The 26,113-nt window shown below is 27.9% G+C and carries 23 protein-coding genes; 22 read left to right on the forward strand and 1 reads right to left on the reverse strand.

Going from position 1 to position 26,113, the window contains the following annotated elements:
* The first annotated feature begins 8 nt into the window (after positions 1-8).
* The 21 genes from rbfA (at position 9) to gdhA (ending at position 22,765) form a co-directional block, all read left to right on the forward strand.
* Complete coding sequence (gene rbfA, locus QOZ93_RS09325; protein WP_307356010.1) at positions 9-359, forward strand: 30S ribosome-binding factor RbfA; 351 nt, start codon at positions 9-11, stop codon at positions 357-359.
* A gap of 4 nt (positions 360-363) precedes the next feature.
* The gene (locus tag QOZ93_RS09330) at positions 364-1,329 is read left to right on the forward strand and encodes a DHH family phosphoesterase (protein WP_307356011.1); all 966 of its coding nucleotides are present in this window, start codon (positions 364-366) and stop codon (positions 1,327-1,329) included.
* On the forward strand, positions 1,316-2,191 hold the full coding sequence (truB, locus tag QOZ93_RS09335) for a tRNA pseudouridine(55) synthase TruB (protein ID WP_307356012.1): 876 nt from the start codon (positions 1,316-1,318) through the stop codon (positions 2,189-2,191). Before QOZ93_RS09330 ends, truB begins: the two co-directional genes overlap by 14 nt.
* 17 nt (positions 2,192-2,208) lie before the next feature.
* Positions 2,209-3,132: a bifunctional riboflavin kinase/FAD synthetase gene (locus QOZ93_RS09340; RefSeq protein WP_307356014.1), complete on the forward strand. Its 924-nt coding sequence runs from the start codon at positions 2,209-2,211 to the stop codon at positions 3,130-3,132.
* 116 nt (positions 3,133-3,248) lie between these two features.
* A complete protein-coding gene (gene rpsO, locus QOZ93_RS09345) occupies positions 3,249-3,512 on the forward strand; it encodes a 30S ribosomal protein S15 (RefSeq protein WP_111942662.1) in 264 nt (87 codons plus the stop codon).
* A 109-nt stretch (positions 3,513-3,621) separates the two neighbouring features.
* Positions 3,622-5,718, forward strand: coding sequence for a polyribonucleotide nucleotidyltransferase (locus tag QOZ93_RS09350; protein ID WP_307356015.1), 2,097 nt, complete (start codon positions 3,622-3,624; stop codon positions 5,716-5,718).
* A gap of 113 nt (positions 5,719-5,831) precedes the next feature.
* Positions 5,832-7,100 (forward strand): M16 family metallopeptidase, encoded by a 1,269-nt coding sequence (locus QOZ93_RS09355; RefSeq protein WP_307356016.1) that lies wholly within the window; start codon positions 5,832-5,834, stop codon positions 7,098-7,100.
* A 63-nt stretch (positions 7,101-7,163) separates the two neighbouring features.
* Positions 7,164-7,424 carry a YlmC/YmxH family sporulation protein gene (locus tag QOZ93_RS09360; protein ID WP_111942657.1) on the forward strand — a complete coding sequence of 87 codons (261 nt, stop codon included), beginning with the start codon at positions 7,164-7,166 and terminating at the stop codon, positions 7,422-7,424.
* 33 nt (positions 7,425-7,457) lie between these two features.
* The gene (gene dapG / locus QOZ93_RS09365) at positions 7,458-8,642 is read left to right on the forward strand and encodes an aspartate kinase (protein ID WP_307356017.1); all 1,185 of its coding nucleotides are present in this window, start codon (positions 7,458-7,460) and stop codon (positions 8,640-8,642) included.
* A 65-nt stretch (positions 8,643-8,707) separates the two neighbouring features.
* Complete coding sequence (locus tag QOZ93_RS09370) at positions 8,708-9,439, forward strand: ClpP family protease (protein WP_422723881.1); 732 nt, start codon at positions 8,708-8,710, stop codon at positions 9,437-9,439.
* Positions 9,440-9,619: 180 nt separating this feature from the next.
* Positions 9,620-11,929: an FtsK/SpoIIIE family DNA translocase gene (locus QOZ93_RS09375; RefSeq protein ID WP_307356018.1), complete on the forward strand. Its 2,310-nt coding sequence runs from the start codon at positions 9,620-9,622 to the stop codon at positions 11,927-11,929.
* A 26-nt stretch (positions 11,930-11,955) separates the two neighbouring features.
* The gene (gene rimO, locus QOZ93_RS09380) at positions 11,956-13,287 is read left to right on the forward strand and encodes a 30S ribosomal protein S12 methylthiotransferase RimO (RefSeq protein ID WP_307356019.1); all 1,332 of its coding nucleotides are present in this window, start codon (positions 11,956-11,958) and stop codon (positions 13,285-13,287) included.
* Complete coding sequence (gene pgsA, locus QOZ93_RS09385; protein ID WP_111942647.1) at positions 13,271-13,816, forward strand: CDP-diacylglycerol--glycerol-3-phosphate 3-phosphatidyltransferase; 546 nt, start codon at positions 13,271-13,273, stop codon at positions 13,814-13,816. The genes rimO and pgsA overlap by 17 nt, the downstream gene beginning before the upstream one ends.
* 176 nt (positions 13,817-13,992) lie before the next feature.
* Positions 13,993-15,042 carry a recombinase RecA gene (gene recA, locus QOZ93_RS09390; RefSeq protein ID WP_111942645.1) on the forward strand — a complete coding sequence of 350 codons (1,050 nt, stop codon included), beginning with the start codon at positions 13,993-13,995 and terminating at the stop codon, positions 15,040-15,042.
* 225 nt (positions 15,043-15,267) lie between these two features.
* Positions 15,268-16,464, forward strand: coding sequence for a phospholipase C (locus QOZ93_RS09395; RefSeq protein WP_307356021.1), 1,197 nt, complete (start codon positions 15,268-15,270; stop codon positions 16,462-16,464).
* A gap of 497 nt (positions 16,465-16,961) precedes the next feature.
* Positions 16,962-18,518, forward strand: coding sequence for a ribonuclease Y (gene rny / locus QOZ93_RS09400; RefSeq protein WP_307356022.1), 1,557 nt, complete (start codon positions 16,962-16,964; stop codon positions 18,516-18,518).
* A gap of 154 nt (positions 18,519-18,672) precedes the next feature.
* Positions 18,673-18,933 (forward strand): stage V sporulation protein S, encoded by a 261-nt coding sequence (locus QOZ93_RS09405; protein WP_111942641.1) that lies wholly within the window; start codon positions 18,673-18,675, stop codon positions 18,931-18,933.
* A gap of 114 nt (positions 18,934-19,047) precedes the next feature.
* On the forward strand, positions 19,048-19,758 hold the full coding sequence (locus QOZ93_RS09410; RefSeq protein ID WP_307356023.1) for a pseudouridine synthase: 711 nt from the start codon (positions 19,048-19,050) through the stop codon (positions 19,756-19,758).
* Positions 19,759-19,773: 15 nt separating this feature from the next.
* Entirely contained in the window at positions 19,774-20,319 is a 546-nt protein-coding gene (gene mnmM, locus QOZ93_RS09415; protein ID WP_111942639.1) for a tRNA 5-(aminomethyl)-2-thiouridylate-methyltransferase MnmM, read from the forward strand.
* A 110-nt stretch (positions 20,320-20,429) separates the two neighbouring features.
* The gene (locus tag QOZ93_RS09420; protein ID WP_111942637.1) at positions 20,430-21,305 is read left to right on the forward strand and encodes a MurR/RpiR family transcriptional regulator; all 876 of its coding nucleotides are present in this window, start codon (positions 20,430-20,432) and stop codon (positions 21,303-21,305) included.
* A 92-nt stretch (positions 21,306-21,397) separates the two neighbouring features.
* Positions 21,398-22,765 (forward strand): NADP-specific glutamate dehydrogenase, encoded by a 1,368-nt coding sequence (gdhA, locus tag QOZ93_RS09425; protein WP_307356024.1) that lies wholly within the window; start codon positions 21,398-21,400, stop codon positions 22,763-22,765.
* A gap of 61 nt (positions 22,766-22,826) precedes the next feature.
* Here the strand turns inward: gdhA and eutL are convergent, their stop codons facing one another.
* Complete coding sequence (gene eutL / locus QOZ93_RS09430; protein ID WP_307356025.1) at positions 22,827-23,486, reverse strand: ethanolamine utilization microcompartment protein EutL; 660 nt, start codon at positions 23,484-23,486, stop codon at positions 22,827-22,829.
* A 973-nt stretch (positions 23,487-24,459) separates the two neighbouring features.
* On the opposite strand from eutL, the gene QOZ93_RS09435 reads away from it, so the two are divergent.
* The gene (locus tag QOZ93_RS09435) at positions 24,460-25,845 is read left to right on the forward strand and encodes a radical SAM protein (protein WP_307356026.1); all 1,386 of its coding nucleotides are present in this window, start codon (positions 24,460-24,462) and stop codon (positions 25,843-25,845) included.
* The last annotated feature ends 268 nt before the right edge of the window (positions 25,846-26,113 follow it).

The following is a 26,113-nucleotide window of genomic DNA, read 5'->3' on the forward strand; positions in this document are numbered from 1 at the left end:
GTGGTATTATGGCAAAGTATAGAAGTGGAAGAATTAACGAAGAAATAAAAAAATATATAAGTGACATAATTAGAACTAAAGTTAAAGATCCAAGATTAGCGGGAATGATTAGTGTAACTCATGTAGAAGTTACACGTGATTTAAGCTATGCTAAAGTATATGTAAGTATTTTTGGTAGTAAAGAAGAGGAAGAACAATCATTAAATGTTTTAAAAACCTCTGCAGGATTTATAAGAACTGAATTAAGTCATTGTGTAAAACTTAGACATATTCCGCAAATAGTTATAGAAAATGATAAAAGTCTTGAATATGGTATGCATATAGATTCTATTTTAAAGAAAATGGATTCTAAAAAATAATAAAATGCTTAAAGAAGTTATAAAAACATTAAAAAATTCCCAAAGGATTGGCATCAGCTTTCACACATCACCTGATGGCGATTCTTTAGGGAGTTCTTTAGCTCTACTACAAATTTTAAGGGAGCTAAAAAAAGAAGCATATATTATTTGTAAAGAAAGCATACCAGAGACTTTTAATTTTTTACCTTTTAATGCGGAAATAGAAAAAAATATTACGGAACCCTTAGATAATACTGATTGTATAGTGGTTCTTGATTGTGGAAATGTAGAAAGAATAAACGGAAATATAGATTTAAACAATGATAAATATATAGTATTAAATGTTGACCATCATAAATCAAATGAAGAGTACGGCAAAATAAACTATGTAAATAGTGAAGCTGCCGCTGTAGGTGAAATTATATATGATATAATGGAACAATTAAAGGTTACATTAAATAAAAGTATTGCTACATGTATATATACCTCCTTATTAACAGATACAGGTTCGTTTAGACATTCTAATACAACTTCTAAAACTCATAATATTGCAGGAAAATTAATTTCTACTGGGTTTGATTTTTCACAAATTCATAGAATTATTTTTGATAATAAATCTTTAAATAGAATAAAATTATATGGAAAGATTATTGAAGATTTAGAAGTTACCAATAATGGCAAAATTGCATTTATTAATGCCCAAAAATCATATTTTGAAGAATTAAATTTAGAAGATGGAGATACTTCTGATTTACTTACTTTTGGTATGAAAATAAATACAGTAGAAGTAGTGGCATTATTTAAGGAAAAGGATGATATACTTAAAGTTAGCTTAAGATCAAAACAATATGTAGATGTAAGAGAAATTGCAGAATCTTATGGTGGTGGAGGTCACATAAGGGCGGCGGGATTTGCCAGTGATAAACCATTAGAACAATTAAAAAATGAACTAATTTTAAAAATAGAGAGTTATAAAGATGAAAGAATTTAATGGAATTATAGTTATAAATAAAGAAGAGGGTATGACCTCTTTTGATGTAGTAAGAAAAGTTAAGAAAATTTTATCATGCAAAAAAGTTGGGCATACAGGTACTTTAGATCCTATGGCCACAGGTGTCTTACCTATTTGTATTGGAAAGGCTACTAAAGCTGCTAATTATTTGATAAAAGATAATAAAGCATATATAGCAGAAGTAAAGCTAGGAGAAGTTACTGATACTTATGATAGAGAAGGAACTATAGTATCAACAAATGATGTTAATATTAGTGAAGAAAATTTAATTAAAGCTATAAAATCATTTGTAGGAAAGATCATTCAAGTACCACCAAAATATTCAGCATTAAAGATAAATGGTCAAAAAATGTATGACCTAGCCAGAAAAGGAATAGAATTTGAAGTTAAAGGAAGAGAAATAGAGGTGTTTAGTATAGAAATATTAAATATTAATCTTCCTTATTTTACTATAAAAGTTACTTGTTCTAAAGGAACCTATATAAGAAGTTTAGCTTATGATATTGGACAAAAACTAGGATGTGGAGCACATCTTTTTAATCTTCAACGTATTAAATCAGGGCATTTCAATCTTGATCAATCATTAAAGTTAGAAGCATTAAATTTAGACAATATAGAAAGCATATTAATTTCTGTAGAAGAGCTTTTTAAAGACTTCAATTCTTTTACCATTGAACCTTATTTTGAAAAATTATTTTTAAATGGAGTTTCTATAAAAGATAATAGACTTATATCTAAATTTATGGAAATGGGTATATTTAAAGTGTATAATAATAGTGGAAAATTTTTAGGACTTGGGAAAAGAGAACAAGATTTCTTCAAGATGGAAAGTTTATTTTAGAAAATAGGGGTTATGATATGGTAATTTTAGAAGACAACTTTAATAAAAAACTTCAATATGATACATATATAGCTTTAGGGAGTTTTGATGGATTGCATTTAGGGCATTTAAGTTTAGTACGCAAGGTAGTGGAACTTTCTAAAAAAAATAAATGCAAAAGTATGATATATACTTTTAAAAATCATCCTATGAGTCTAGTAAATAGTGAAAAAATACCTAAGTTACTTCAAAGTAAAAAAGATAAAGTTAGAATTTTTAAAAATGAAGGTATTGATATTGTAAATTTCGCTACTTTTAATTTACGTCATATGAAAATGCAACCGGAACAATTTGTATGTAGATTAGTAAATTATTATAATGTTAAAGGTATAGTAGTAGGATTTAATTATAGATTTGGATATAAAAATTTAGGTACAATAGAATTATTACAGGATTTTAGTGAAAAATATAATTTTGAACTTTATGTTTGTCCTCCAATAACATTTGAAGAAAAAATAGTAAGTAGTACTTTTATTAGAAATCTTATTAAAGAGGGAAACGTAGAAAAGGCAAGATTACTTTTAAACAAACCTTATTCTATAGAAGGTGAAATAATAGAAGGAAAAAAAATTGGAAGACAAATAGGTTTTCCTACTATTAATTTAAGTTATAAAAGAAACTTTGCTTTGCCTAAAAGAGGGGTTTACTATACTATAGTAGAGTATGAAAAAAAATTATATAGAGGAATTACAAATATAGGGTTTAATCCTACGGTAAATGGTAATAATTTAAGTGTAGAAACTAATATTATAGATTTCAGTAAAGAAATATATGGTGAAAGTGTTAAGTTGTTTTTTATAGAGAAATTAAGAGATGAAAAGAAATTTAATTCTTTAGAACAATTAAAGCAAGTTTTAACAAAGGATAAAATTTCTGCAAAAGAAAAGGAACTAAAATTATAAAAATTAATTTACAATAAACAATATATTTGTTATAATTGTTTTGAACCTTAAGCTAAGAATATCGATTTGCCAACGATTTCTTGGATTAAGGGGATAATTTTTGGAGGTGTTTTATAATGGATAAGGCAACAAAAGAACAAATAATAAGAGAATTCGGTAAGCACGAAGGTGATACTGGTTCATCAGAAGTACAAATCGCTTTACTAACTCACAGAATCAATCATTTAAATGAGCATTTAAAACTACATAAGAAAGATCACCACTCAAGAAGAGGTCTTTTAATGATGGTTGGTCAAAGAAGAGGTCTTTTAAACTATCTTATGAAAGAAGATATACAAAGATATCGTGCTATTATTGAAAAATTAGGTTTAAGAAAATAATTATAGAGCGGCTATGCCGCTCTATTATTTTAAAAAGAATTAGAAAAAGAGAATTAAAAATTTATATTTAGATAAGATAATAATATATTTTATTTATGGAGGTATGCCAATGAGTCATGTACATGAAATGCAATTAGGCGGAAGAAAGCTTAAAGTCGAATTTGGCAAAGTAGGTATGCTATCAGACTGTGCGATATTCGTAAGCTATGGTGACACAGTTATAATGGTAAACGTAAATGCATCTAAAGAGCCAAGAAAAGGAATAGATTTTTTCCCTTTAAGTGTAGAGTATGAAGAAAGATTATATTCTGTAGGAAAAATTCCTGGAGGATTTATTAAAAGAGAAGGAAGACCTTCAGAAAAAGCAATTTTAAGTGCAAGAGCTATAGACAGACCATTAAGACCGTTATTTCCTAAAGGATACAGAAATGATGTTCAAGTAGTTTGTACAGTTTTATCTGTAGAACAAGATAATTCACCGGAAATTTTAGCTATGAATGCAGCATCTACTGCATTATGTTTATCTAGTTTACCATTTACAACACCAGTTGGTAACGTTTTAGTAGGATTAATAGACGGTGAATTTATATTAAATCCAACTACAGAACAAAGAGAAAAAAGTTTATTACATTTAGTAGTAAGTGCTACAGATGAAAGAGTAATGATGATAGAAGCTGGTGCAGATGAAATTGATGAAGAAACAATGATTAAAGCTATTGAATTTGGTTTTAAAGGTTGTCAGAAAATCGTTAATTTTCAAAAAGAAGCTATGAAGTTATTCGGAAAAGAAAAGCCTGAACCAGTACTATATAAAGCTGATAATGACTTAGAGACAGAAATTAGAAATTTTGCTTCTGATAAAATCAAAGAAGCTATGTATATTACTGAAAAAGATGAAAGAAATAAAGCAGTAGATCAGGTTATGATTGAAATCCAAGAAATGCTTGGAGAAAGATATGAAGAAGTAGCCATTGATGTTGGTGATATTACTTATAGAATGCAAAAAGAAGTAGTAAGAAGTATGCTTCTAAATGAAAGAAGAAGACCGGATGGAAGAGCATTTGATCAGATTAGACCAATAAGTTGTGATGTAGGTATTCTACCAAGAACTCATGGTACAGGATTATTTACAAGAGGCTTAACACAAGTTATGACCGTTGCTACTTTAGGAGCTTTAGGTGATGTACAAATAATAGACGGTCTAGGAGAAGAAAGTTCAAAGAGATACATGCATCATTATAATTTCCCTTCATATAGTGTTGGAGAAGTAAGACCATTAAGAGGTCCAGGAAGAAGAGAAATAGGACACGGAGCTTTAGCAGAAAGAGCATTAGAACCATTAATCCCTTCAGAAGAAGAATTCCCATATACTATTAGATTAGTTTCAGAAGTTTTAAGTTCAAATGGATCAACATCACAAGCATCAGTTTGTGGAAGTACTTTAGCATTATTAGATGCAGGTGTACCAATAAAAAGACCAGCAGCGGGTATAGCTATGGGACTTATAACAAATGAAGATCTTACCAAAGAAGAAGTTTTAACAGATATTCAAGGATTAGAAGATTTCTTTGGAGACATGGATTTTAAAGTTGCAGGAACAGAAAAAGGAATAACTTCAATTCAAGTTGATACAAAAATTAAAGGTTTATCATATAAGGTAATCAATGATGCTATATATGGTGCAAGAAAAGCTAGATTATTTATTTTAGATAAAATTCAAAACTGTATTAATGCACCAAGAGAAGAATTATCTCCTTATGCGCCAAGAATGTTAACTATGAAAGTAGATCCAGAAAAGATTAGAGACGTAATAGGTGCAGGTGGAAAAACTATAAAGAAAATTATTGCAGAAACTAACGTTTCAATAGATACAAATGATGATGGAACAATAGTTATTATGTCAGCAGATATGGAAGCTGCAAATAAAGCCTATGAAATGATAGAAAGAATTACAAAAGATGTAGAAGTAGGGGAAGTGTACTTAGGAAAAGTAACTAAGATAGCTGCTTTTGGAGCTTTTGTTGAAATACTACCAAATAAAGAAGGATTAGTTCATATATCTAAACTTGATCATAAAAGAGTTAATAAAGTTGAAGATGTAGTATCTGTAGGTGATGAAATCCTTGTAAAAGTTATGGAAATAGACAATCAAGGAAGAGTTAATCTTTCAAGAAAAGATGCTGTAGCTAAAGAAGTTGAAGAATAATATATAAATAGAATATGTTAGTTTTGAGTAGAAGGGCATAATTAATGCCTTTTTATTTTTATAATGAATAATATATTGTAATTTCTTAAAAATATATTTGAGGTGAAATATATATGTATGAATTAGTAACTTTAGCTAATGGACTTAGAATAGTTTTAGAACATATTGAATATGTAAATTCAGTTAGTGTAGGAATATGGATTGAAAATGGTTCTAGAAATGAAGAAAAACTTAATAGTGGAATATCTCATTTTATTGAACATATGCTTTTTAAAGATACATACAAGAGGACAGCCAAACAGATAGTAGAGGATATTGAAGATGTAGGCGGGCAAATCAATGCTTTTACAAGTAAAGAAGCAACTTGTTTTTATGTAAAACTTTTAGATTCGCATTTAGATCTAGGATTAGATGTGCTTTCGGATATGCTTTTTAATGGAAAATTTTTGGAAGAGGATATAGAAAAAGAAAAAAAGGTAGTTATAGAAGAGATAAAGATGAATGATGATAATCCAGAGGATGTTCTGTCTGATATTCATATTTTATCTGCCTATGGAAATGATACTATTTCAATGCCTATTTTAGGAACAGAAGAAAGTGTAAATAAATTAAATAGAGATTCTATATTAGAGTATATGTCTAAGTATTATGTACCACAAAATACCGTTATATCTATTTGTGGTAATTTTAATAAAAATAATATATATAGTCAAATTGAAAATTATTTTGGAACATGGCAAAGGAGTAAGAATAAAAAAAGTTTTTATAGTACTCCTAAGATGGAAAATAAATTTTTATTTAGACAAAAAGATATAGAACAAACATATTTTAGCTTAGGACTTCAAGGACTTCCCATAGGACATAAAGATTCATATAGTTTGATATTACTTACTAATCTTTTTGGAGGAGGAGCATCTTCGAATTTATTTCAAAAAATTAGAGAAGAATTAGGACTTTGTTATACAATATATTCTTATTCTAGTGCCTTAGTTAATACAGGAATTATAACTATATACGCTGCACTAAACTCAGAATTTATAAAAGAAGCATATAATGAAATAGAAAAAGAAATTTTTAAATTTTCAAAAGAAAGTTTAGGAGAAGAAAAATTAAGAAAAGCTAAGGAACAATTAAAAGGAAATTATATTTTAGGATTAGAAAGTACTAGTAGTAGAATGTTTAATAATGGTAAGACCGTTATTAACTTAAATAAAATAAATAAACCAGATGAAATTCTAAAAAAAATAGATAACATAAATCTTAGAGATATAGATAGAGTTTTAGATGAAACTTTTAGAAAAGGAATTATAAATGCTGGATTTGTATCTAAAGATTACGAATTGGTTAAAAATAGTTTACCAATAAATATTAAAAGCATATAATAAGGTTATACAACTCCTCTTAAGAACATAAAATGTAATAATAAAATCTTAGGAGGAGAAAGTATGGATAATAGTAAAAAATATTTTAGTGAAATGGAAAGATATGAAATTATTAATATAAATGATGGAGATAAATACAGTTATTTAGGAAATAATGATGTTGCTATTGACGAAGAGGGAAATTTAAAGTTATTATTATTAAATGATATGAAAAATAGTTTTAGTTTTTTTTCAAAAGGAAATTTTTTTGAGGTGCCTTGGGAATGTGTAAAAAAAATAGGCTCTAGAACTATAATTATTGATATGGATAAAAATCAAAAATAATTAAAATGAAATAAATTTTTAGTAGGTGATCTTATGAAGCTAATTGTACAAAAGTTTGGAGGAACTTCGGTTTCTACAGAGGTTAGAAGAAGAAGAACAGTGGAAAAAATAAAAAAAGTAATTAATGAAGGATATACACCTATTGTAGTAGTTTCAGCCATGGGAAGAATGGGTGAACCTTATGCTACAGATACGTTAATCTCTCTTTTAGATAAGAAATTCACAAAGACTAATTTACAAGCTTTAGATACTATTATGAGTTGTGGAGAAATTATAAGTACCGCAGTAATGTGTAATGAATTATATAAAGAAAACATAGATGCAATTCCATTATCAGGTGGACAAGCGGGAATTATAACAGATAATAATTTTAATAATGCAGCATTCTTGAGAGTGGATACTGAAAAGTTAAAAAAAGTTTTAAAATCAGGAAAAATTCCAGTAGTAGCTGGTTTTCAAGGAATCACAGAAGATGGTTTTATAACTACAATAGGAAGAGGTGGAAGTGATGTTACTGCTGCATTATTAGGTGCTGCTTTTAATGTAGAAAAAGTAGTAATATATACAGATGTAGATGGTATTATGACTACAGACCCTAGAATAGTACCAGAAGCTTCCTTAATTAAAGAAATAAATTATGAAGAAATTTTTCAGTTTGCAGAACAAGGAGCTAAAGTTATACATCCTAGGGCTGTGGAAATAGCACAAAAAAATAATATACCTCTTTTAATAAAGAATGCAATGAATGATAATGAGGGAACTTTAATAAGTAAGTTCTATCAATCAGACTTAAATAAGATTGTAACCGGTATAACTAATATAAATAATAGGGTTCAAGTAAAGGTATCTTATAATAATGATAATTATTTTAGATTATTTGATACATTAGGAGATAACTCTGTTAGTTTAGATTTAATTAATGTATTTCCTAAAGAAAAAATCTTTACTATAGACAGTGATGATTTAGAAAAAGTAGAAAATATCTTAAAAGAATTTGAACTAGATTTTAGTGTTATAGAAAGATGTAGTAAAATTTCTATTATAGGATCTGGTATGAAAGGAAAGCCAGGAGTTATGGCTAAAATATTAACAGCTTTAACTAAGGAAGGAGTAGAAGTTTTACAAACAGCAGATTCCCATATGACTATATGGTGTCTTGTAAAAGAAGAAGAGGTTAAAAGGGCAATTAAATCCTTACATGAAGCTTTTCAACTTTAAATTTTAATTAATGTATAAAATTCCTCCTATAACAGAAACTAAACTGAAAGTTAGGAGGAATATTTATGAGAAATTTATATAATTCACAAGAGGATTTTATTAAAAATGATGTAAATGAAGAAAATAATGAAGTAAATAGTGAGGAAGACCAAACAGAAAATATAAAGGAAATGGGTGTGCCCCAAATAGAAAAGAAAATTGATGATAGAATTCAAGTTGTTCCTATAATTGGCCAAATTGAAGGGCACATGGCTCAAAATCCTCAAACAAAAACCACTAAATATGAGCACATAATTCCTATGTTAATCGCAATGGAAAGAGATGATAATGTTAAGGGAATTCTCACAGTTTTGAACACTGTAGGAGGGGATGTAGAAGCCGGGCTCGCAATTGCAGAAATGATAAGAAGTTTAAGTAAACCAACTGTATCTTTAGTGATTGGAGGAGGACATTCCATAGGAGTACCTTTAGCTACGGCATCAACATATTCATTTATATCACCTTCTGCTACTATGATTATTCACCCAATAAGAATGAATGGACTTGTAATAGGAGTTCCTCAAACATTTCATTATTTTGATAAGATGCAAGAAAGAATTTCGGACTTTATTGTGAGAACCTCTCATATAGAAAAGCATATTTTAAATAAGCTTATGCTTGAAACCAAAGATCTATTAAATGATATGGGAACCATTTTAATAGGCAAACAGGCTGTAGAGTGTGGATTAATAGATGAAGTTGGTGGAGTAAAAGAGGCGTTAAAAAAATTAAATGAACTTATAGATGAAAATAAATAAATTTAAGAAAGGATATATGCTTTTATTTTATAAGTATATATCCTTATTTTATGATATAATTTAAATACATATTATGGCATATTTTTAAAATAAAATCTTTAAGTTAATTAAATTATAAATAAATATTTAAAAAGGATTTAAGTTACTTTTGTAGAAATAATAAGTTTGGAGGTGAAGAAGTTGGCAAAATCTAAAAAGGCAAAAATAACCAAAGAAAATAAGGATATTAAAGGGATAATATTAATAGCAGTAGGAGTTTTAATGTTATTTAGTTTAATATCCATATTTTTTCAAGATTCCTCCCCAGGTATTATAGGAAAGTTTATAAGAAATGTATTATTTACTTTTTTAGGGGTAGGAGCTTATATTTTACCTTTTGTCTTATTTTTTATAGGAAAGTGTTTTATCGTTAAAAAGGGAAAAATTGAATTTAATACTAGGTTTTATTCTATTGTAACAACTATAATTAATACTTTAGTTTTAATTCAAATGGTGAAATTAAATAAGTTTGCATCTGAAAATATTTTAGATACATTTTCTAATTTTTACAATTCAAACACTATAATTCACGGTGGATTTTTAAGTTATATTTTAATAGCACCGGTGAAGTTTTTAATAGGTAATGTTGGAGTTTATGTAATTTGTATATGTGTTTATATAATTAATGCTATAATATTATTTGATTTATCTATAGGAGATGTATTTATTAATTTTAAAGGAAATGTTAAATCTAAAAAGAAAAATATAAAAAATAAATTGCAAAAACCAGAAAAAATAAAAATTGTAGATGATACAGAGCAACCAATAGAATCAGACAATGAATTAGAAAAGGATGTTAATAGACTAAAATTAATGAATTTTTTAAAGTCAACTGATGGAGAAAAAACTGCAAATGAACCTTTAGTAAAACAAAGCATTAGTGTAGATATATTAGATAGTAATGATGACATAGTAAATAGTACTAATAAAAAAATTGTTTCAAAAGACACAGGTGAACAAAGTTTTGAAAATGAAATTGAAAAAAATATATCTATGGCTAAAGAAAATGAATTTAATATACAATATAGAATTCCACCTATAGATCTTTTAAAAGAAAATGATGCTTTAAAAAATAAAAGGGGAGATAAAAAAGAACTTTTAAATAATGCTACAAAACTTCAAAATACATTAAGTAGTTTTGGCGTTAGTGCAAGTGTAACTCAGGTAACTAAAGGACCATCTGTAACTAGATTTGAAATTCAACCAGAGACAGGAGTTAAAGTTAGTAAAATTGTTAATTTATCCGATGATATAGCACTAAATTTGGCAGCACCAGGTATTCGTATGGAAGCTCCTATACCAGGAAAGGCTGCTATAGGTATAGAGGTGCCAAATGAAAATTTAACCCCTGTATTCCTAAGAGAAATAATAGAATCAGAAGAATACATAAAATCTACTAAAAACATATCTTTTGCATTAGGTAAAGATATAGGAGGTAACTCGGTAGTAGCAGATTTATCTAAAATGCCTCACTTATTAGTAGCAGGAGCTACAGGATCAGGAAAAAGTGTATGTATTAACACTTTAATAGTTAGTTTACTTTATAAATATTCACCTAAAGAAGTTAATTTATTATTAATTGATCCTAAAGTTGTAGAACTTAGCATATATAATGGTATACCACATTTATTAATTCCGGTTGTAACAGATCCAAAAAAAGCTGCTGGCGCTTTAAATTGGGCGGTAACTGAAATGACTAGAAGGTATAATTTATTTGCTGAAAATGGTGTTAGAAATATAGAAGGTTATAATAAACTTAAAGAAGGACAGGAAGATGAAAAGCTTTCATATCAGGTTATAATTATAGATGAGTTGGCAGATTTAATGATGGTATGTCCTAAAGATGTAGAAGATTATATTGCGAGACTTGCACAAATGGCAAGAGCAGCAGGAATGCATTTAGTAATAGCTACTCAAAGACCATCTGTAGATGTAATTACTGGAATGATAAAAGCTAATATTCCATCTAGAATATCCTTTGCAGTATCTAGCCAAATAGATTCAAGAACTATCTTGGATTCTTCAGGAGCAGAGAAACTTTTAGGAAAAGGTGATATGTTATTTTATCCTGTTGGTGCACCTAAACCAGTACGTATTCAAGGTGCATTTATATCAGAAAAAGAAGTAGAAAACATAGTGGAATTTATAAAATCTCAAAGTGAAGAAGTAAAATATGATGAAGATATAATAGAACAAATTCATGCAAATGCAGAAGGCGGAACAGCGGTAAATAATGATGAAGAAGTTGACCCTATATTAAAAGAAGCTATTAATTTTGTTGTAGAAAGTGGATATGCTTCAACTTCAATGTTGCAAAGAAAATTCAAAATAGGTTATAATAGGGCAGCGAGAATAATTGATAGTATGGAAGAGAGAAATATTATTTCGGGTAGAAATGGAAGTAAACCTAGAGATGTATTGATTACTTTAGCAGATTTAGAACATATTTAATGAACATAATTTTAGGAGGAACAGAAGTGAAAAAGTTAAAATTGGGATTTGTAAATTTAGGATGCGATAAAAATAGGATAGATGGAGAGATTGCACTAGCTAATTTAAGTAAAAATTATGTTTTAGAATCAAATGCAGAGAATGCGGATATTATTATAGTAAATACTTGTGGATTTATTGAAGCTTCAAAGCAAGAATCTATAAATACTATATTAGAAATGGCAAAATATAAAGAAAAAAATTGTAAAGTATTACTTGCAACAGGATGTTTAACTCAAAGATATGGAGATGAAATTTTAAATTTAATGCCGGAGTTAGATGGTATCTTAGGAGTGAATGACTATAATAAATTACAAGAACTAATAGAGAAGGCTTTAAATAAGGAAAAGGTAAGTTATTGTAACTATAGTGATTCTAATATTAATGAAGGAGAAAGAATAGTAACAACAGATAAAGGAACAGCTTATATAAGGATTTCTGAAGGGTGTGATAATGCCTGTGCTTACTGTGCTATTCCTAAAATTAGAGGAAGATACAGAAGTAGAACTATGGAAAATATTCTAAAAGAAGCGGAAACATTAGTATCTCAAGGTGTTAAAGAACTTATTTTAGTAGCACAAGATACTACAAGATATGGAGTTGATATATACAAGGAGAAGAAACTTCCTGAGCTTTTGAGAGTATTATCTGAAATTAATGGTATAGAATGGATTAGAGTATTATATTGTTATGCTGAAGAAATGACAGATGAGATTATAGACGAGATGGCAAATAATAAAAAAGTTTGTAAATATTTAGATATACCGATTCAGCATATATCAGATAATGTTTTGAAGAATATGAGAAGAAAAGGTAGAAAAAGAATCATATTAGAAAATATAAATAAAGTAAGAGAAAAAATTAAAGGTGTAGTTTTAAGAACATCATTAATTGTTGGATTCCCAGGAGAGAGTGAAGAGGATTTTAATGAACTTAAAGAGTTTTGTAAAGAAATAAAGTTTGAGAAACTAGGAGTATTTAAATATTCTAGAGAAGAAGAAACTGCAGCATATGAAATGGAAAATCAAATTAGTGAAGAAATTAAAGAAATCAGAGAATCTGAAATAATGTTACTACAACAAGATATTTCTAAAAAAATTAATGAAAATAAGATGGAAAAAGTATATAATGTAATAGTAGAAAGCTTTGATGGACTTTTATATCATGGAAGAACTTATGAAATGGCTCCTGAAATTGATGGAGAAGTACTTTTTACATCAGAAAAAGAATTAAATCTTGGAGAATTTGTGAAAGTTAAAATTACAGAAAGCTTAGAATATGATTTAATAGGAGTTGTATGCGATGAATCTAGCAAATAAACTTACTGTTCTTAGAATTTTTTTGGTTCCAGTATTTTTGATTTTTATTGCTATAAAGGGAATACCCTATGGTACTATAATTGCTACGTGCATATTTATAATAGCTTCTTTAACAGATAAGTTAGATGGGTATATTGCAAGAAGTAGAAATCAAATTACTAACTTTGGAAAGTTTATGGATCCATTAGCCGACAAACTTTTAGTTACTACAGCTTTAATATCTTTAGTGGAATTACAAGTAATTCATTCATATGTGGCAGTAATAATTATAGCAAGAGAATTTGCAGTATCTGGACTTAGAACTATTGCAGCATCTGAAGGTATTGTTATAGCAGCTAGTTGGTGGGGAAAATTAAAAACAGTAATTCAAATAATAGCTATAATTTTAGCGTTATTAAATTTAACCTATGGAGTTACATATTTAGAAAGTTTAACACGAATATTTATGTTTGCAGCAGTAGTAATAACTATTGTATCAGGAGTAGATTATTTTAGAAAAAATCTTCACATTATAAAAACTAACAAATAATTGTTTAAAAATAGATTGTTTGGTAATAATAAGTAAAAAGACTAAAAAAGTTCCTACTTTAAATATGTAGGGACTTTTAATTATATTTATTGACTATAGTTGATAAATAATATATAATATAATTATTGAACAAATGTTCGAGAAATGAGAGGATGGTGAACCCTAAAGGGAGAAATATGGAAAACGAAAAAATAAAAGCGTTAGAAGCAGCTATGTCTCAAATTGAGAAACAATTTGGTAAAGGTTCAGTAATGAAATTAGGAGAAAAGACAGAATTAAATATAGATGTTGTTTCAACAGGAAGTCTAAGTTTAGATATTGCTTTAGGAGTAGGTGGAGTACCAAGAGGTAGAATAATAGAAATATATGGACCAGAGTCATCAGGTAAAACTACTGTAGCATTACACATAGTAGCTGAAACACAAAAAAAAGGTGGAGTGGCTGCATTTATAGATGCAGAACATGCACTTGATCCTATATATGCTAGATCTTTAGGTGTAGATACAGAAAATTTAATTGTATCTCAACCAGATACAGGGGAACAAGGTTTAGAAATAGCTGAAGCCTTAGTGCGTTCAGGAGCCATTGATGTTATAGTTGTTGATTCGGTTGCAGCTTTAGTTCCAAAGGCTGAAATTGAAGGTGAAATGGGAGATGCTCATGTAGGTCTTCAAGCAAGACTTATGTCACAAGCATTAAGAAAACTTGCAGGAGCTATTAATAAGTCTAATTGTGTTACTATATTTATAAACCAATTAAGAGAAAAGGTTGGTATAATGTTTGGTAATCCAGAAACTACACCTGGAGGAAGGGCATTAAAATTTTATTCATCTGTTAGAATGGATGTTAGAAAAATAGATACAATAAAACAAGGTGATGAGTTCTTAGGTAATAGAACAAGAGTTAAAATAGTTAAGAACAAGGTAGCACCTCCATTTAAACAAGCAGAATTTGATATAATGTATGGAAAAGGTATATCTAGAGAAGGTAATATATTAGATTCAGGTGTAGATAATGGAATTGTACAAAAAAGTGGAGCATGGTTCTCTTATGGAGATATTAGATTAGGCCAAGGAAGAGAAAATTCTAAACAATATTTATTTGATAATCCTAAGGTAGCTTTAGAAATAGAAAATAAAATTAGAGCTAAATTTGAATTGCCACTAATGGAAGAATTAAAGGAAGTAAATAAAGTGGTTGCAAAGAAAAAAGAAGTAGACAAGTAAATTTTATAAAATGCTATACATCTAATAATAGATGTATAGCATTTTTTTTATAAAAAAATAAAGTTTTAAAAAGTTTAACCTTAGGTGAAGAATAAGTTAATTTTTTGTTAAGCATCATAACTTAAATATAAATTATAATTTAATTAATAAAAATATTAAAAAATAGTTGTATTTTTTTTGAAAAAGGAATATACTACATATAAAGGTAATAAGGAGGGTAATACTATGAATAAAAATATTTTAAAAAATTTAGGGTATGTTTTAATAACAGGATTAATATGCATAAGTTCCACAAGCAAGGTATATGCATGGGATGGAAAAAAAGATGGAACAGGGACTCATTCTGTAATAGTTACACAAGCTGTTGAAATGTTAGAAAAGGATTTCAGTGATAAGGAACCAGAGGTTATAAAACAAAATTTTAAAGTTCTTAAAAATAATTTACACAAATTTCAATTAGGCTCTACTTATCCAGATTATGATCCAAATGCTTATAAGTTATATCAAGATCATTTTTGGGATCCTGATACTAATCATAATTTTTCTAAAGATAATAAATGGTATCTTGCATATGCAGTTCCAGAAACAGCGGAATCACAAGTTAGAAAATTTACAGCAATAGCTAAAAATGAGTGGGCTAAGGGTGATTATGAAAAAGCAACATGGTATTTAGGACAAGCTATGCATTATTTTGGAGATTTAAATACACCATATCATGCAGCGAATGTAACGGCTGCAGATAGTCCAGGACATGTAAAATATGAAACTTATGTAGAGCAAAGAAAAGATAATTATAAATTGTATTCAACAGGATATAAAACTAATGAAACATTTTATTCTGATATATTAATTAATGATGATTTTGATGATTGGTCAAAACAGTATTCAACTTATTGGGCAAAACAAGCCAAAAGTTTATATTATACACACTCAACAATGAATCACAATTGGAATGACTGGGAATATTCAGCTATACATGCTGTAGGAAATGCTCAAAAAGGTACAGCAGGATATATATATAGATTTCTTTATGATATATCAAAAAACCTATTGCCATATAAAAATCATGAAACTAATGAGTTAATGGTAGTTATAAAAACTGCTAATGAACAAAATGCGGGTACTGATAATTATATTTCTTTTGGTATTGAAACAAAAGATGGTAAACAACATGAATGGAAGTTAGATAATCCAGGAAATGATTTTGAAAAAAATCAAGAAGATACTTATATATTAAAATTTAAAGATAATAAAATTAAATATAATGAAATATCAAAAATGTGGATAAAGAAATCAAAACTTGCATCTATAGAAGATGAGTGGAAACCAGAATATGTTAAGGTAATAATAGATGGAAATATACAGTGTGAAAAAAATATTAATGAATGGATCAAAGGAAATACTACACATTATATAAAATAGATATAAATAAAAAAATATAGTTAAAAAATACAAATAAAAGTTATAATATAATTTTTATTTGTATTTTTATTTTCTAATTTCATAGAATTAATAAATTTTTAAAAATTAAATCACTTATTGTAAAAAATATTGAAATATTAATTATATAGTATTAATCAAGCAACAGATTTTATATCTTATTTAAGACTAAATTAATAATAAGATAATGTTTAAGATATTATTATAGAAAACAGTTATAATTGCGTTTAGAAAATTTAAAATAGTTAATAATAAAGAATGTAGTTTATAACAAAAATTAAAGAAAAATAGCTTAAATTTGATATAAGAAAAGAAAAAAGGGGATATTTCTAATTGCTTGACACAATTTAAAAAGTAATATACAATAAATACAAATGCTGGTTTAGTATATTCAATTTGCTGCCAATTTTTTAAATATAACACCTTTTCTAGCTTTTAAAGTTAATTGCTATTATATGGACAAAAAGGAGGTGTTGTTTATGGAGGGCTCAACAATTTTAATTGTTACAGTTGTGTTTGCAGTAATTGCCGTTGTGCTTTTAGGTATATTTGTTTTGATATATACTAGAAAAAATATATCTCAAGCTAATATTGCAAAAGCTGAGGAAGAAGCTAAAAGAGTAATTGAAGAAGCACAAAAAAATGCAGAGTCAATCAAAAAAGAAGCACTATTAGAAGCAAAAGAGGAAGTGCATAAACTTCGTTCAGATCTTGAAAAAGAATCAAGAGAAAGAAGAAATGAAATCCAAAGGCTAGAAAGAAGAAATATTCAAAGAGAAGAAATATTAGACAAGAAAAGTGAAGCCTTAGAAAAGAAAGAAGAAGTTCTTAATAGTAAACAACAAGAAGTAGAAGTGTTGGAGTCAGAGATAAGAAAAACTTACGATGAACAAAGAAATGAGTTAGAAAAAATATCTAACTTAACTTCTGAAGAAGCTAAAAATATCCTTTTAGATGAAGTTAAGAAAGAAATAACTCATGATTCAGCAATGATGATTAAAGAAGTAGAAACAAAAGCGAAAGAAGAGGCTGATAAAAAAGCGAGAGAAATTATCACCTGTGCTATTCAAAGATGTGCTGCAGATCATGTTGCAGAATCAACTGTAAATGTAGTACCACTTCCAAATGACGAAATGAAGGGAAGAATTATAGGAAGAGAAGGAAGAAATATTAGGACTCTGGAAACCTTAACAGGTATAGATCTAATAATAGATGATACCCCAGAAGCAGTAATAATTTCTGGATTTGATCCTATAAGAAGAGAAGTTGCTAAAATTGCATTAGAAAAACTAATTATAGATGGACGTATTCATCCAGCTAGAATAGAAGAAATGGTTGAAAAAGCTAAAAAAGAAGTTGAGAATATTATAAGAGAAGAAGGAGAACAATCAACATTTGAAACAGGTGTTCATGGTCTTCATTCAGAACTTATAAGATTATTAGGAAGATTAAAATATAGAACAAGTTATGGTCAAAATGTTTTAAAACATTCTATAGAAGTATCTTACTTATGTGGTATTATGGCATCAGAGCTAGGATTAGATCCTGCTATTGCAAAAAGAGTAGGTCTTTTGCATGATATAGGAAAAGCTGTAGATCATGAAATTGAAGGTCCACACGCACTAATAGGTTCTGAAATTGCTAAGAAGTATCATGAATCACCAGTAGTAGTTAATGCTATAGGAGCTCATCATGGTGATATAGAAACTCAATCAGTAGAAGCTATATTAGTTCAAGCAGCAGATGCTATTTCTGCAGCTAGACCTGGTGCAAGAAGAGAGACTTTGGAAGCTTATATTAAACGTCTTGAAAAATTAGAAGAAATAGCTACATCATATGATGGAGTTGATAAATGTTTTGCAATTCAGGCTGGAAGAGAAATAAGAATAATGGTAAGACCAGAGGAAATCGATGATGCTTCTGCCATAGAAATGGCTAGAAACATTATCAAGAGGATTGAAAATGAATTAGAATATCCTGGACAAATCAAGGTGAATGTTATTAGAGAAACAAGAGCAATAGAATATGCAAAATAATTTAAAATTGTGAATAAATTTTGAAGTTTTAAAAAATCCTTTTAAATACGAGTTAAAAAGACTTATATTTAAAGGATTTTTTTGTTATTTGTAGAAGTATATAAAAGTATATACTAATGTATATTTTATATACAATATTATCAGGAGGTATACTATGGAAGTATTAAAAGTTTCAGCAAAATCAAATCCTAATTCTGTAGCAGGTGCTTTAGCAGGAGTTGTAAGGGAAAATAAAATTGCAGAAATACAAGCTATAGGGGCAGGAGCAATTAATCAAGCAGTTAAAGCTATAGCTATTGCAAGAGGTTTTGTAGCACCAAGTGGAATGGATCTAGTTTGTGTACCTGCGTTTACTGACATCGAGATTAATGGCGAAGAAAGAACTGCTATTAAATTTATAGTGCAAGCTAAATAGAAAAAGCTACTAAAAAACATGAAGAAAATTCTTCATGTTTTTTTGATTTTAGTGTAATATATAGTGTATTATATATTTTAGGTTTAAAAAGTTTAATGAATAGGTGATTATAGTATGGAAGAAAGATTACAAAAGTATATGGCTTCTTGTGGAGTTGCATCACGAAGAAAATGTGAAGAATTTATTATAGAAGGAAAAGTAAAAGTAAATGGTAAAGTAGTAAATACTTTAGGTGAAAAAGTAAATGGAGAAAAGGATGTAGTAGAATTTCAAGGGAAAAGAATTTTTAGAGAAGAAAAAAAAGTATATATAGCTTTAAATAAACCTATTAAGTATGTTACTACAGTAAAAGATGAAAAAGATAGAAAAACAGTTTTAGATTTAATAAATGTAGAGGAAAGAATTTATCCCATAGGAAGATTAGATTTTATGACTTCAGGATTATTACTTCTTACCAATGATGGAGAGGTTTTTAATAAAATAATTCATCCTAGAACAGAAAAAAATAAAACATATGTAGCAAAAATAAAAGGAGTTCCTAGTAAAAGAGAAATAGAGCATTTTAAAAATGGAGTAGATATAGGTGGATATATAACCGCTAAAAGTGAATTTAAAATCATAAAATCGGAACATACACATGCTATAGTAGAAATAAAAATACATGAAGGCAAAAACAGACAAATAAGAAAAATGTGTGATAAAATAAATCACCCTGTGGTAGAGTTAAAACGTATTTCAATAGGTAAAATTAAATTAGGAAATTTGAAAGAAGGTACTTGGAGGTATCTAGAAAAAAATGAAATTGATTATTTAAAAAGTTTATAGCAAAGGGGATAAATTATGTTTAAATATGCAAAAGATATAAGTTTGCTTGCTCAAGATATTATAAAAAAATATGTAGGTGAATTTAATGTGGCAGTAGATTGTACTTTAGGAAATGGACATGATACAGATTTCCTATCAGAAAATTTTGATAGAGTATATGCCTTTGATATTCAAAAAGAAGCTATTGAAAATTATAAAAATAAAAATGTTAAAAACGTATGCTTAATAAATACATCTCATGAAAATTTAAAAGAAAACATAAAAGAAAAAGAAATAGATTGCTTTATGTATAATTTAGGATTTTTGCCAGGAGGAAATAAAGATATTACTACTTTGCCAGAGAGTAGTTTTAATAGTTTAAAAGAAGCTATTACTCTACTAAAATCAGGAGGAATTATAACGCTTTGTTTATACATTGGACATGAACAAGGTAAAAAGGAACAACAAGTATTAGTTCCGTATTTAGAGTCATTGGATAAATCTTTATACGCAGTTGTAATGCATGATTTTATAAATAGAAGTGATTTTGCACCGAAGCTATTGGTAATAGAAAAAAAGTAATATGAATTTTATATTGATAACAAATGCAATTAATGTTAAAATGAAATTAATATTTCGTAAATTTTAAAAATGAAATATTTATTGCGAAAATTTATGAAGGGGTAGTATACATGGAAGAAAATAAGGATTTAATGAGGATTATTCAAATTAAATTCCCAAGACTAAGTAAGGGGCAAAAGTTAATTGCGGAGTACATATTAAAGCACTATGATAAAGCAGCATTTATGACTGCAGCTAAACTTGGGATTAGTGTTGGGGTAAGTGAGTCCACTGTAGTTAGATTTGCCAATGAATTAGGATTTAGTGGATATCCTAAACTGCAAAAAGCGTTACAGGAAATGATTAAAAACAAACTAACTACTGTACAGAGAATTGAGTTATCTAATGATTATATAACTCAAGAAAATGCATTAAAGGGTGTTTTAAAATCTGATATGGAAAATATTAGAGCTACATTAGAAAAAATCAATCATAGAACCTTTGATACAGTTGTAGAATCTTTATTTCAAGCTAAAAAAATATATATTATAGGTTTAAGAAGTTCAAGTGCACTTGCAGAATTTTTAGGTTTTTATTTAAATATAATATTAGATAACGTAAAAGTTGTTAACTATGGTGTAAGTGATATTTTTGAGCAAATTTTAAATATTTCAGAAGATGATTTAGTCATAGGAATAGGCTTTCCAAGATATGCTACTAGAACTATAGAAGCTCTAAGTTTTGCTCAAAGTAGAAATGCTAAAGTTGTAGCAATTACAGATAGTTTATTATCGCCATTAGCAGCTAAAGCAGATTTAACTTTAATAGCTCAAAGTAATATGGCTTCTTTTGTTGATTCTCTTGTTGCACCACTTAGTGTAATAAATGCCTTAATTATAGCAGTGGGCTTAAGAGAAAAAGAAACCATTTCTAATACTTTTTCTAAGTTAGAAGATATTTGGCAAGAGTATGGAGTATATTCTCATAAAGAAAATAAATTAGAATAGTATATTTTATACTATTCTAATTTTATTAATTAATAAAATTTTAATGCGTTTAGATCTTTTTAACTTAATGGATCTTATAGGAGGCTCTTAATATGAAAAAAAATACATTAAATTCTATAGAGTATATTAATAGTGTTTTAGAAAAAGTAAAAAAAAGAAATCATGGAGAAACTGAATTCATTCAAGCAGTAGAAGAAGTTTTACCAGCCTTAGCGCCCGTTTTAGATAAACATCCAGAATACATTGAAGAAAACCTTTTAGAGAGATTTTGTGAACCAGAAAGACAAATTATGTTCAAAGTGCCATGGGTAGATGATGACGGTAATGTTCAAGTAAACAGAGGATTTAGAGTGCAATTTAATGGATGTATTGGTCCATATAAGGGAGGATTAAGATTTCATCCATCAGTTTATTTAGGAATAATTAAATTTCTAGGATTTGAACAAATTTTAAAAAATTCCTTAACAGGTCTTCCAATTGGTGGTGGAAAAGGAGGATCAGATTTTGATCCAAGAGGTAAGTCGGATGGAGAAATAAGAAGATTTTGTGAAAGTTTTATGGCGGAATTATATAAACATATAGGGCCAGATGTAGATGTTCCTGCAGGAGATATAGGAGTAGGTGCGAAAGAAATAGGATATTTATATGGATATTATAGAAGATTAAGAGGGGCTTTCCAAAATGGAGTTTTAACAGGAAAAGGTTTATCTTATGGAGGAAGCTTAATAAGACCGGAAGCTACTGGATTTGGAGTAACTTATTTTTGCGAAGAAATGTTACACCTTAAAGGAGAAGGTATAAAAGGTAAAACAGTAGCAGTATCAGGATATGGAAATGTAGCTTGGGGAGTATGTAAAAAGGTAGCTGAACTTGGAGGAAAAGTAGTCACTTTATCAGGATCAGATGGATACATATATGATAAAGATGGAGTTATAACTGAAGAAAAAATAAATTATTTACTTGAAATAAGGAGTTCTACTAAGGGCAAAGTAAAAGATTATGCAGACAAGTTCCGATGTGAATATCATGTAGGACAAAAGCCTTGGGGTGTTAAAGTTGATATAGCTATGCCATGTGCCACTCAAAATGACATTGATTTAGAACAAGCTAAACAAATAGTTGCAAATGGTGTTAAATTTATCTGTGAAGGGGCTAATATGCCTTGTACAAACGAAGCAATAAAATATTTCTTGCAAAATGGGGTAATAGTTGGTCCAGCCAAAGCAGCTAATGCTGGTGGTGTTGCAGTATCTGCACTTGAAATGGCTCAAAATAGTATGAGATTAAGTTGGAGTAGTGAAGAGGTAGATGAAAAATTACATGAAATAATGATTAATATTCACAAAAATGCTATGAATGCTGCTAAAGAATATGGATTTGGATATAATTTAGTAGCGGGAGCTAATATAGCTGGTTTCTTAAAAGTAGCAGAGGCAATGTATTCTCAAGGAATTTATTAATAAGTAAAAACGGATATCTTTTAATTTTTAAAAGACATCCGTTTTTTTATTTAATTAAAATCTAAATATCAATAGGAATTTTTGCTATGGTTATAATAGCCTCACTAAAGGATTTACAGGCTGTAGTGCAACTACTCTCATTTCCGCTAATTAAGGCACCACCAAAGTTAGTTGCTGTAGGTGGTTTCCATAAAACTCTTATTTTTACATCAGCACTTTTTAGCACTGAATCCAAAGCATACATAGATTCAAGTGGGGGAGCTATTAAAAATGCTATAGATTCGTTTTCAGATATGTTAGTTGCAGTTTTGAAATAAGTACCGGGTCTAGGAATACAGTGAGCATAATAAGGAATAGAATTTTCTTCATCTGCAAATTGAATTTCTCCACATAAAGAATCCTTCATGTAATTAGAGGCTAAGGTTAAAGCAGTTTTTACATCTTCTGTAGTACCACCAGATAAGATGCCTATAAATTCGCCTGCAAGTTTTGTTGTGGCATTAGTATGTCCACCATAGGTGGATTTTGCATACACTAACTCTACATCTACCATTTTAGTAACTTGGTCTAATGCTGTATAAGCAGGTAAATCTATTTCGGCAGTAATCATGCCAATACTTTTATGATCGTGTTTAATGTTAAGTTCCTTTTTTAGGGCAGGACTTACATTAGAGATTATTTTTGCACTTAGTATATTTGAGCAAATTTCAAAGTTGTTCATTTATTTTATCTCCTAAGTTAAATTTCTATATAAAATATGCCAATTTATGATTTAAAAATATAAAACTATGCACGATGTGATTTGTACACAATATTAATAAAAATCCATATATAGTATAAATATAAATTTGTATACAATATAAATATTATACATAGTTTTAATGTAAAATACACCTTTTTCAAATTTGTAATTAAATTTAGAAATTTAAAACTTTAAGAAAGACTAAATCGAGTAGTATACAGAGACTAATAAAAACCTCTTTATCCATTAATAGATTTTTTATTGATTCTTCTAATTTAGCATCTAGTTTAGAAGTGCTATCATCTAAAACTAATATTTTAGTTTTTTTACAATTTAAATTTTCATTAATTAAAGTATTAATGGAATCTAAATTATCTTGTGTTTTACCAAAAGGATGTTATCTTAAGTTGGTTCAAAAGTTTTGGAATATAGTTGTAGAAAAAAATTACACTGCGTATAGCTTCAAGTAATCCCAAACCAGCTAAAAATATCATTAGAAAACTTATACATATGTAAAATTAAACTTATATAAAGTAGTGTTTTATAAATTAAGATAATTATTAAAAATTTTATTTAACATTAAAATAAAGAGATATTAATATAATGTTAATAAAATTATGAATAGGTTGACAATTGAAAAAATGGTAATATAATGATTTGTAACATCATGTTTCTTTTTATAGATAAAATTTTATTTAAAAGCATAAAAGAGTTTAATTTTATTCATAGAATGTAATTTTAGAATTATTTGCTATAGTTATAATTCTTTATAAAATTTCATAACAATGAATAAGACTTTAATTTTTGAGGTAACATAATAAAATTAACTTAAATGTAAATAAATAAAATATATGTTATAATTAGTAATGAAAAGAATTATACTTGATGGGTTATAAAATGATAAGAATTATAATACAGTAAGTCTTATTAATATTATAAAAGAGGTGATTTTATGGGCATTAAGGATACATTAGAAAAAGGGACAAAAGAAGCTATAATTAAAGCTGGAGTTGAATTATTAGAAAAAAATCCTGAAAAAAATGTAGATAAAATCTTTGCCATTATTCGTAAAGGTGTAAAAGATGAATTTTCAAAGCAAAGAATAGATAATGTTCAAAAATATTATGAAGAAATGCCATCGATACATGAATATATTCAGGATATACTTCTTAATACAAATAAAAACTGTTTAAAGAAATTCTTTTCAAATTTTGTTGGAAATGCTATGTGGTATGGTATTCCTAAAAGGGAAAAACAAGGAGAAAAATATAATACAAAAATACCTTTTACAATTTTGATGAGTCCATCAATGAGATGTAATTTAAGGTGTAAAGGATGTTATGCTGCTAATTATAGTAAAAAAGACGATATTCCTTTAGAAGAAGTGGACAGAATAGTAAAAGAAGCTAGAGATTTAGGAATTTATTATATGGTTATTTTAGGAGGAGAACCTTTTTTTAATGACTATATGTTAGATATATATGAAAAATATAATGATGTATATTTTACTCCATTTACAAATGGGACTTTATTTAATGAGAACATAGTAAATAAATTGGCTAAGTTGGGTAATGTAATGCCTATGTTTTCTTTAGAAGGATTTAAAGAAGAAACAGATGCACGTAGAGCTCCTGGCGTTTTTGATTCAGTTATGAAAGGAATGGAACTCTTGAAAAAAGCTGGTGTACCTTTTGGAGTATCTTCAGCTACAAGTAGAAATAACATAGATATAGTTACTTCAGATAAATTCACAGATATGCTAATAGAAAAAGGCGCTAGAATGATCTGGTATTTTATGTTTATGCCAGTAGGCGATAATCCAATTCAAGATATGGATTTAATGTTGACTCCGGAACAACGTTTACGTTTAGGAGAAAGAACAAGAAAAATTAGAACTACTAAAAAAATGTTTACCATAGATTTCTTTAACGATGCTCCCTATGTTGGAGGATGTATAGCAGGAAAATATTATTGTCATATTAATTCAAAAGAAGATTTAGAACCATGTATTTTTTCACATTTTGCAACTGACAATGTTAAAGGAAAACCTTTAGGGGAAGCTTTTAAAACATCATATTTTAAAGAATTGAGAAATAGACAACCATATAATAAAAATTTATTAATGCCTTGTCCTATGATAGATAATCCAAAGCAAATTAGGGAAATTGTAAAGGTAACAGGGGCTAAAGGAACCCATCCAAGTGCCGATTTAATGGTAACTGATCCTGTATTTATGAAGAAATTAGACAAGCTATCAGAGGAATTTAAGCCATATGCAGAAAAAGCATTTAAAGAACAATTTAATAATACAGGTAATTACAAAATGTCAAAAGGCTAATATTAAAAAAAGCTATCTCTTATAAAAAATATTTTTTTATTTAGAGATAGCTTTTTTTAGAGTATTTTTTAGAGTAGAAAACATATTAATATTTAGTATAGTTACAAAATAAATAGTGTACATATTAAAAAATGTATTATAAGTAATAATAAAAGAATGTTATATATGTTATTGATAGTTTAATAACATATATAAATAATAAATTCTTAAATAAAAATTTTGAATTTTTGTTTAAGGATTTATTTGCTATTTTTGCGAAATTTGTATA

The sequence above is a fragment of the Hathewaya limosa genome (assembly GCF_030815255.1).
Lineage (GTDB): Bacteria > Bacillota > Clostridia > Clostridiales > Clostridiaceae > Hathewaya > Hathewaya limosa.

What these genes read in the sequence shown, in the direction of transcription:
- rbfA (WP_307356010.1), top strand. Translation starts at nt 9, where the DNA reads ATGGCAAAGTATAGAAGTGGAAGAATTAACGAAGAAATAAAAAAATAT.
- QOZ93_RS09330 (WP_307356011.1), top strand. Translation starts at nt 364, where the DNA reads ATGCTTAAAGAAGTTATAAAAACATTAAAAAATTCCCAAAGGATTGGC.
- truB (WP_307356012.1), top strand. Translation starts at nt 1,316, where the DNA reads ATGAAAGAATTTAATGGAATTATAGTTATAAATAAAGAAGAGGGTATG.
- QOZ93_RS09340 (WP_307356014.1), top strand. Translation starts at nt 2,209, where the DNA reads ATGGTAATTTTAGAAGACAACTTTAATAAAAAACTTCAATATGATACA.
- rpsO (WP_111942662.1), top strand. Translation starts at nt 3,249, where the DNA reads ATGGATAAGGCAACAAAAGAACAAATAATAAGAGAATTCGGTAAGCAC.
- QOZ93_RS09350 (WP_307356015.1), top strand. Translation starts at nt 3,622, where the DNA reads ATGAGTCATGTACATGAAATGCAATTAGGCGGAAGAAAGCTTAAAGTC.
- QOZ93_RS09355 (WP_307356016.1), top strand. Translation starts at nt 5,832, where the DNA reads ATGTATGAATTAGTAACTTTAGCTAATGGACTTAGAATAGTTTTAGAA.
- QOZ93_RS09360 (WP_111942657.1), top strand. Translation starts at nt 7,164, where the DNA reads ATGGATAATAGTAAAAAATATTTTAGTGAAATGGAAAGATATGAAATT.
- dapG (WP_307356017.1), top strand. Translation starts at nt 7,458, where the DNA reads ATGAAGCTAATTGTACAAAAGTTTGGAGGAACTTCGGTTTCTACAGAG.
- QOZ93_RS09370 (WP_422723881.1), top strand. Translation starts at nt 8,708, where the DNA reads ATGAGAAATTTATATAATTCACAAGAGGATTTTATTAAAAATGATGTA.
- pgsA (WP_111942647.1), top strand. Translation starts at nt 13,271, where the DNA reads ATGAATCTAGCAAATAAACTTACTGTTCTTAGAATTTTTTTGGTTCCA.
- recA (WP_111942645.1), top strand. Translation starts at nt 13,993, where the DNA reads ATGGAAAACGAAAAAATAAAAGCGTTAGAAGCAGCTATGTCTCAAATT.
- QOZ93_RS09395 (WP_307356021.1), top strand. Translation starts at nt 15,268, where the DNA reads ATGAATAAAAATATTTTAAAAAATTTAGGGTATGTTTTAATAACAGGA.
- rny (WP_307356022.1), top strand. Translation starts at nt 16,962, where the DNA reads ATGGAGGGCTCAACAATTTTAATTGTTACAGTTGTGTTTGCAGTAATT.
- QOZ93_RS09405 (WP_111942641.1), top strand. Translation starts at nt 18,673, where the DNA reads ATGGAAGTATTAAAAGTTTCAGCAAAATCAAATCCTAATTCTGTAGCA.
- QOZ93_RS09410 (WP_307356023.1), top strand. Translation starts at nt 19,048, where the DNA reads ATGGAAGAAAGATTACAAAAGTATATGGCTTCTTGTGGAGTTGCATCA.
- mnmM (WP_111942639.1), top strand. Translation starts at nt 19,774, where the DNA reads ATGTTTAAATATGCAAAAGATATAAGTTTGCTTGCTCAAGATATTATA.
- QOZ93_RS09420 (WP_111942637.1), top strand. Translation starts at nt 20,430, where the DNA reads ATGGAAGAAAATAAGGATTTAATGAGGATTATTCAAATTAAATTCCCA.
- gdhA (WP_307356024.1), top strand. Translation starts at nt 21,398, where the DNA reads ATGAAAAAAAATACATTAAATTCTATAGAGTATATTAATAGTGTTTTA.
- eutL (WP_307356025.1), bottom strand. Translation starts at nt 23,486, where the DNA reads ATGAACAACTTTGAAATTTGCTCAAATATACTAAGTGCAAAAATAATC.
- QOZ93_RS09435 (WP_307356026.1), top strand. Translation starts at nt 24,460, where the DNA reads ATGGGCATTAAGGATACATTAGAAAAAGGGACAAAAGAAGCTATAATT.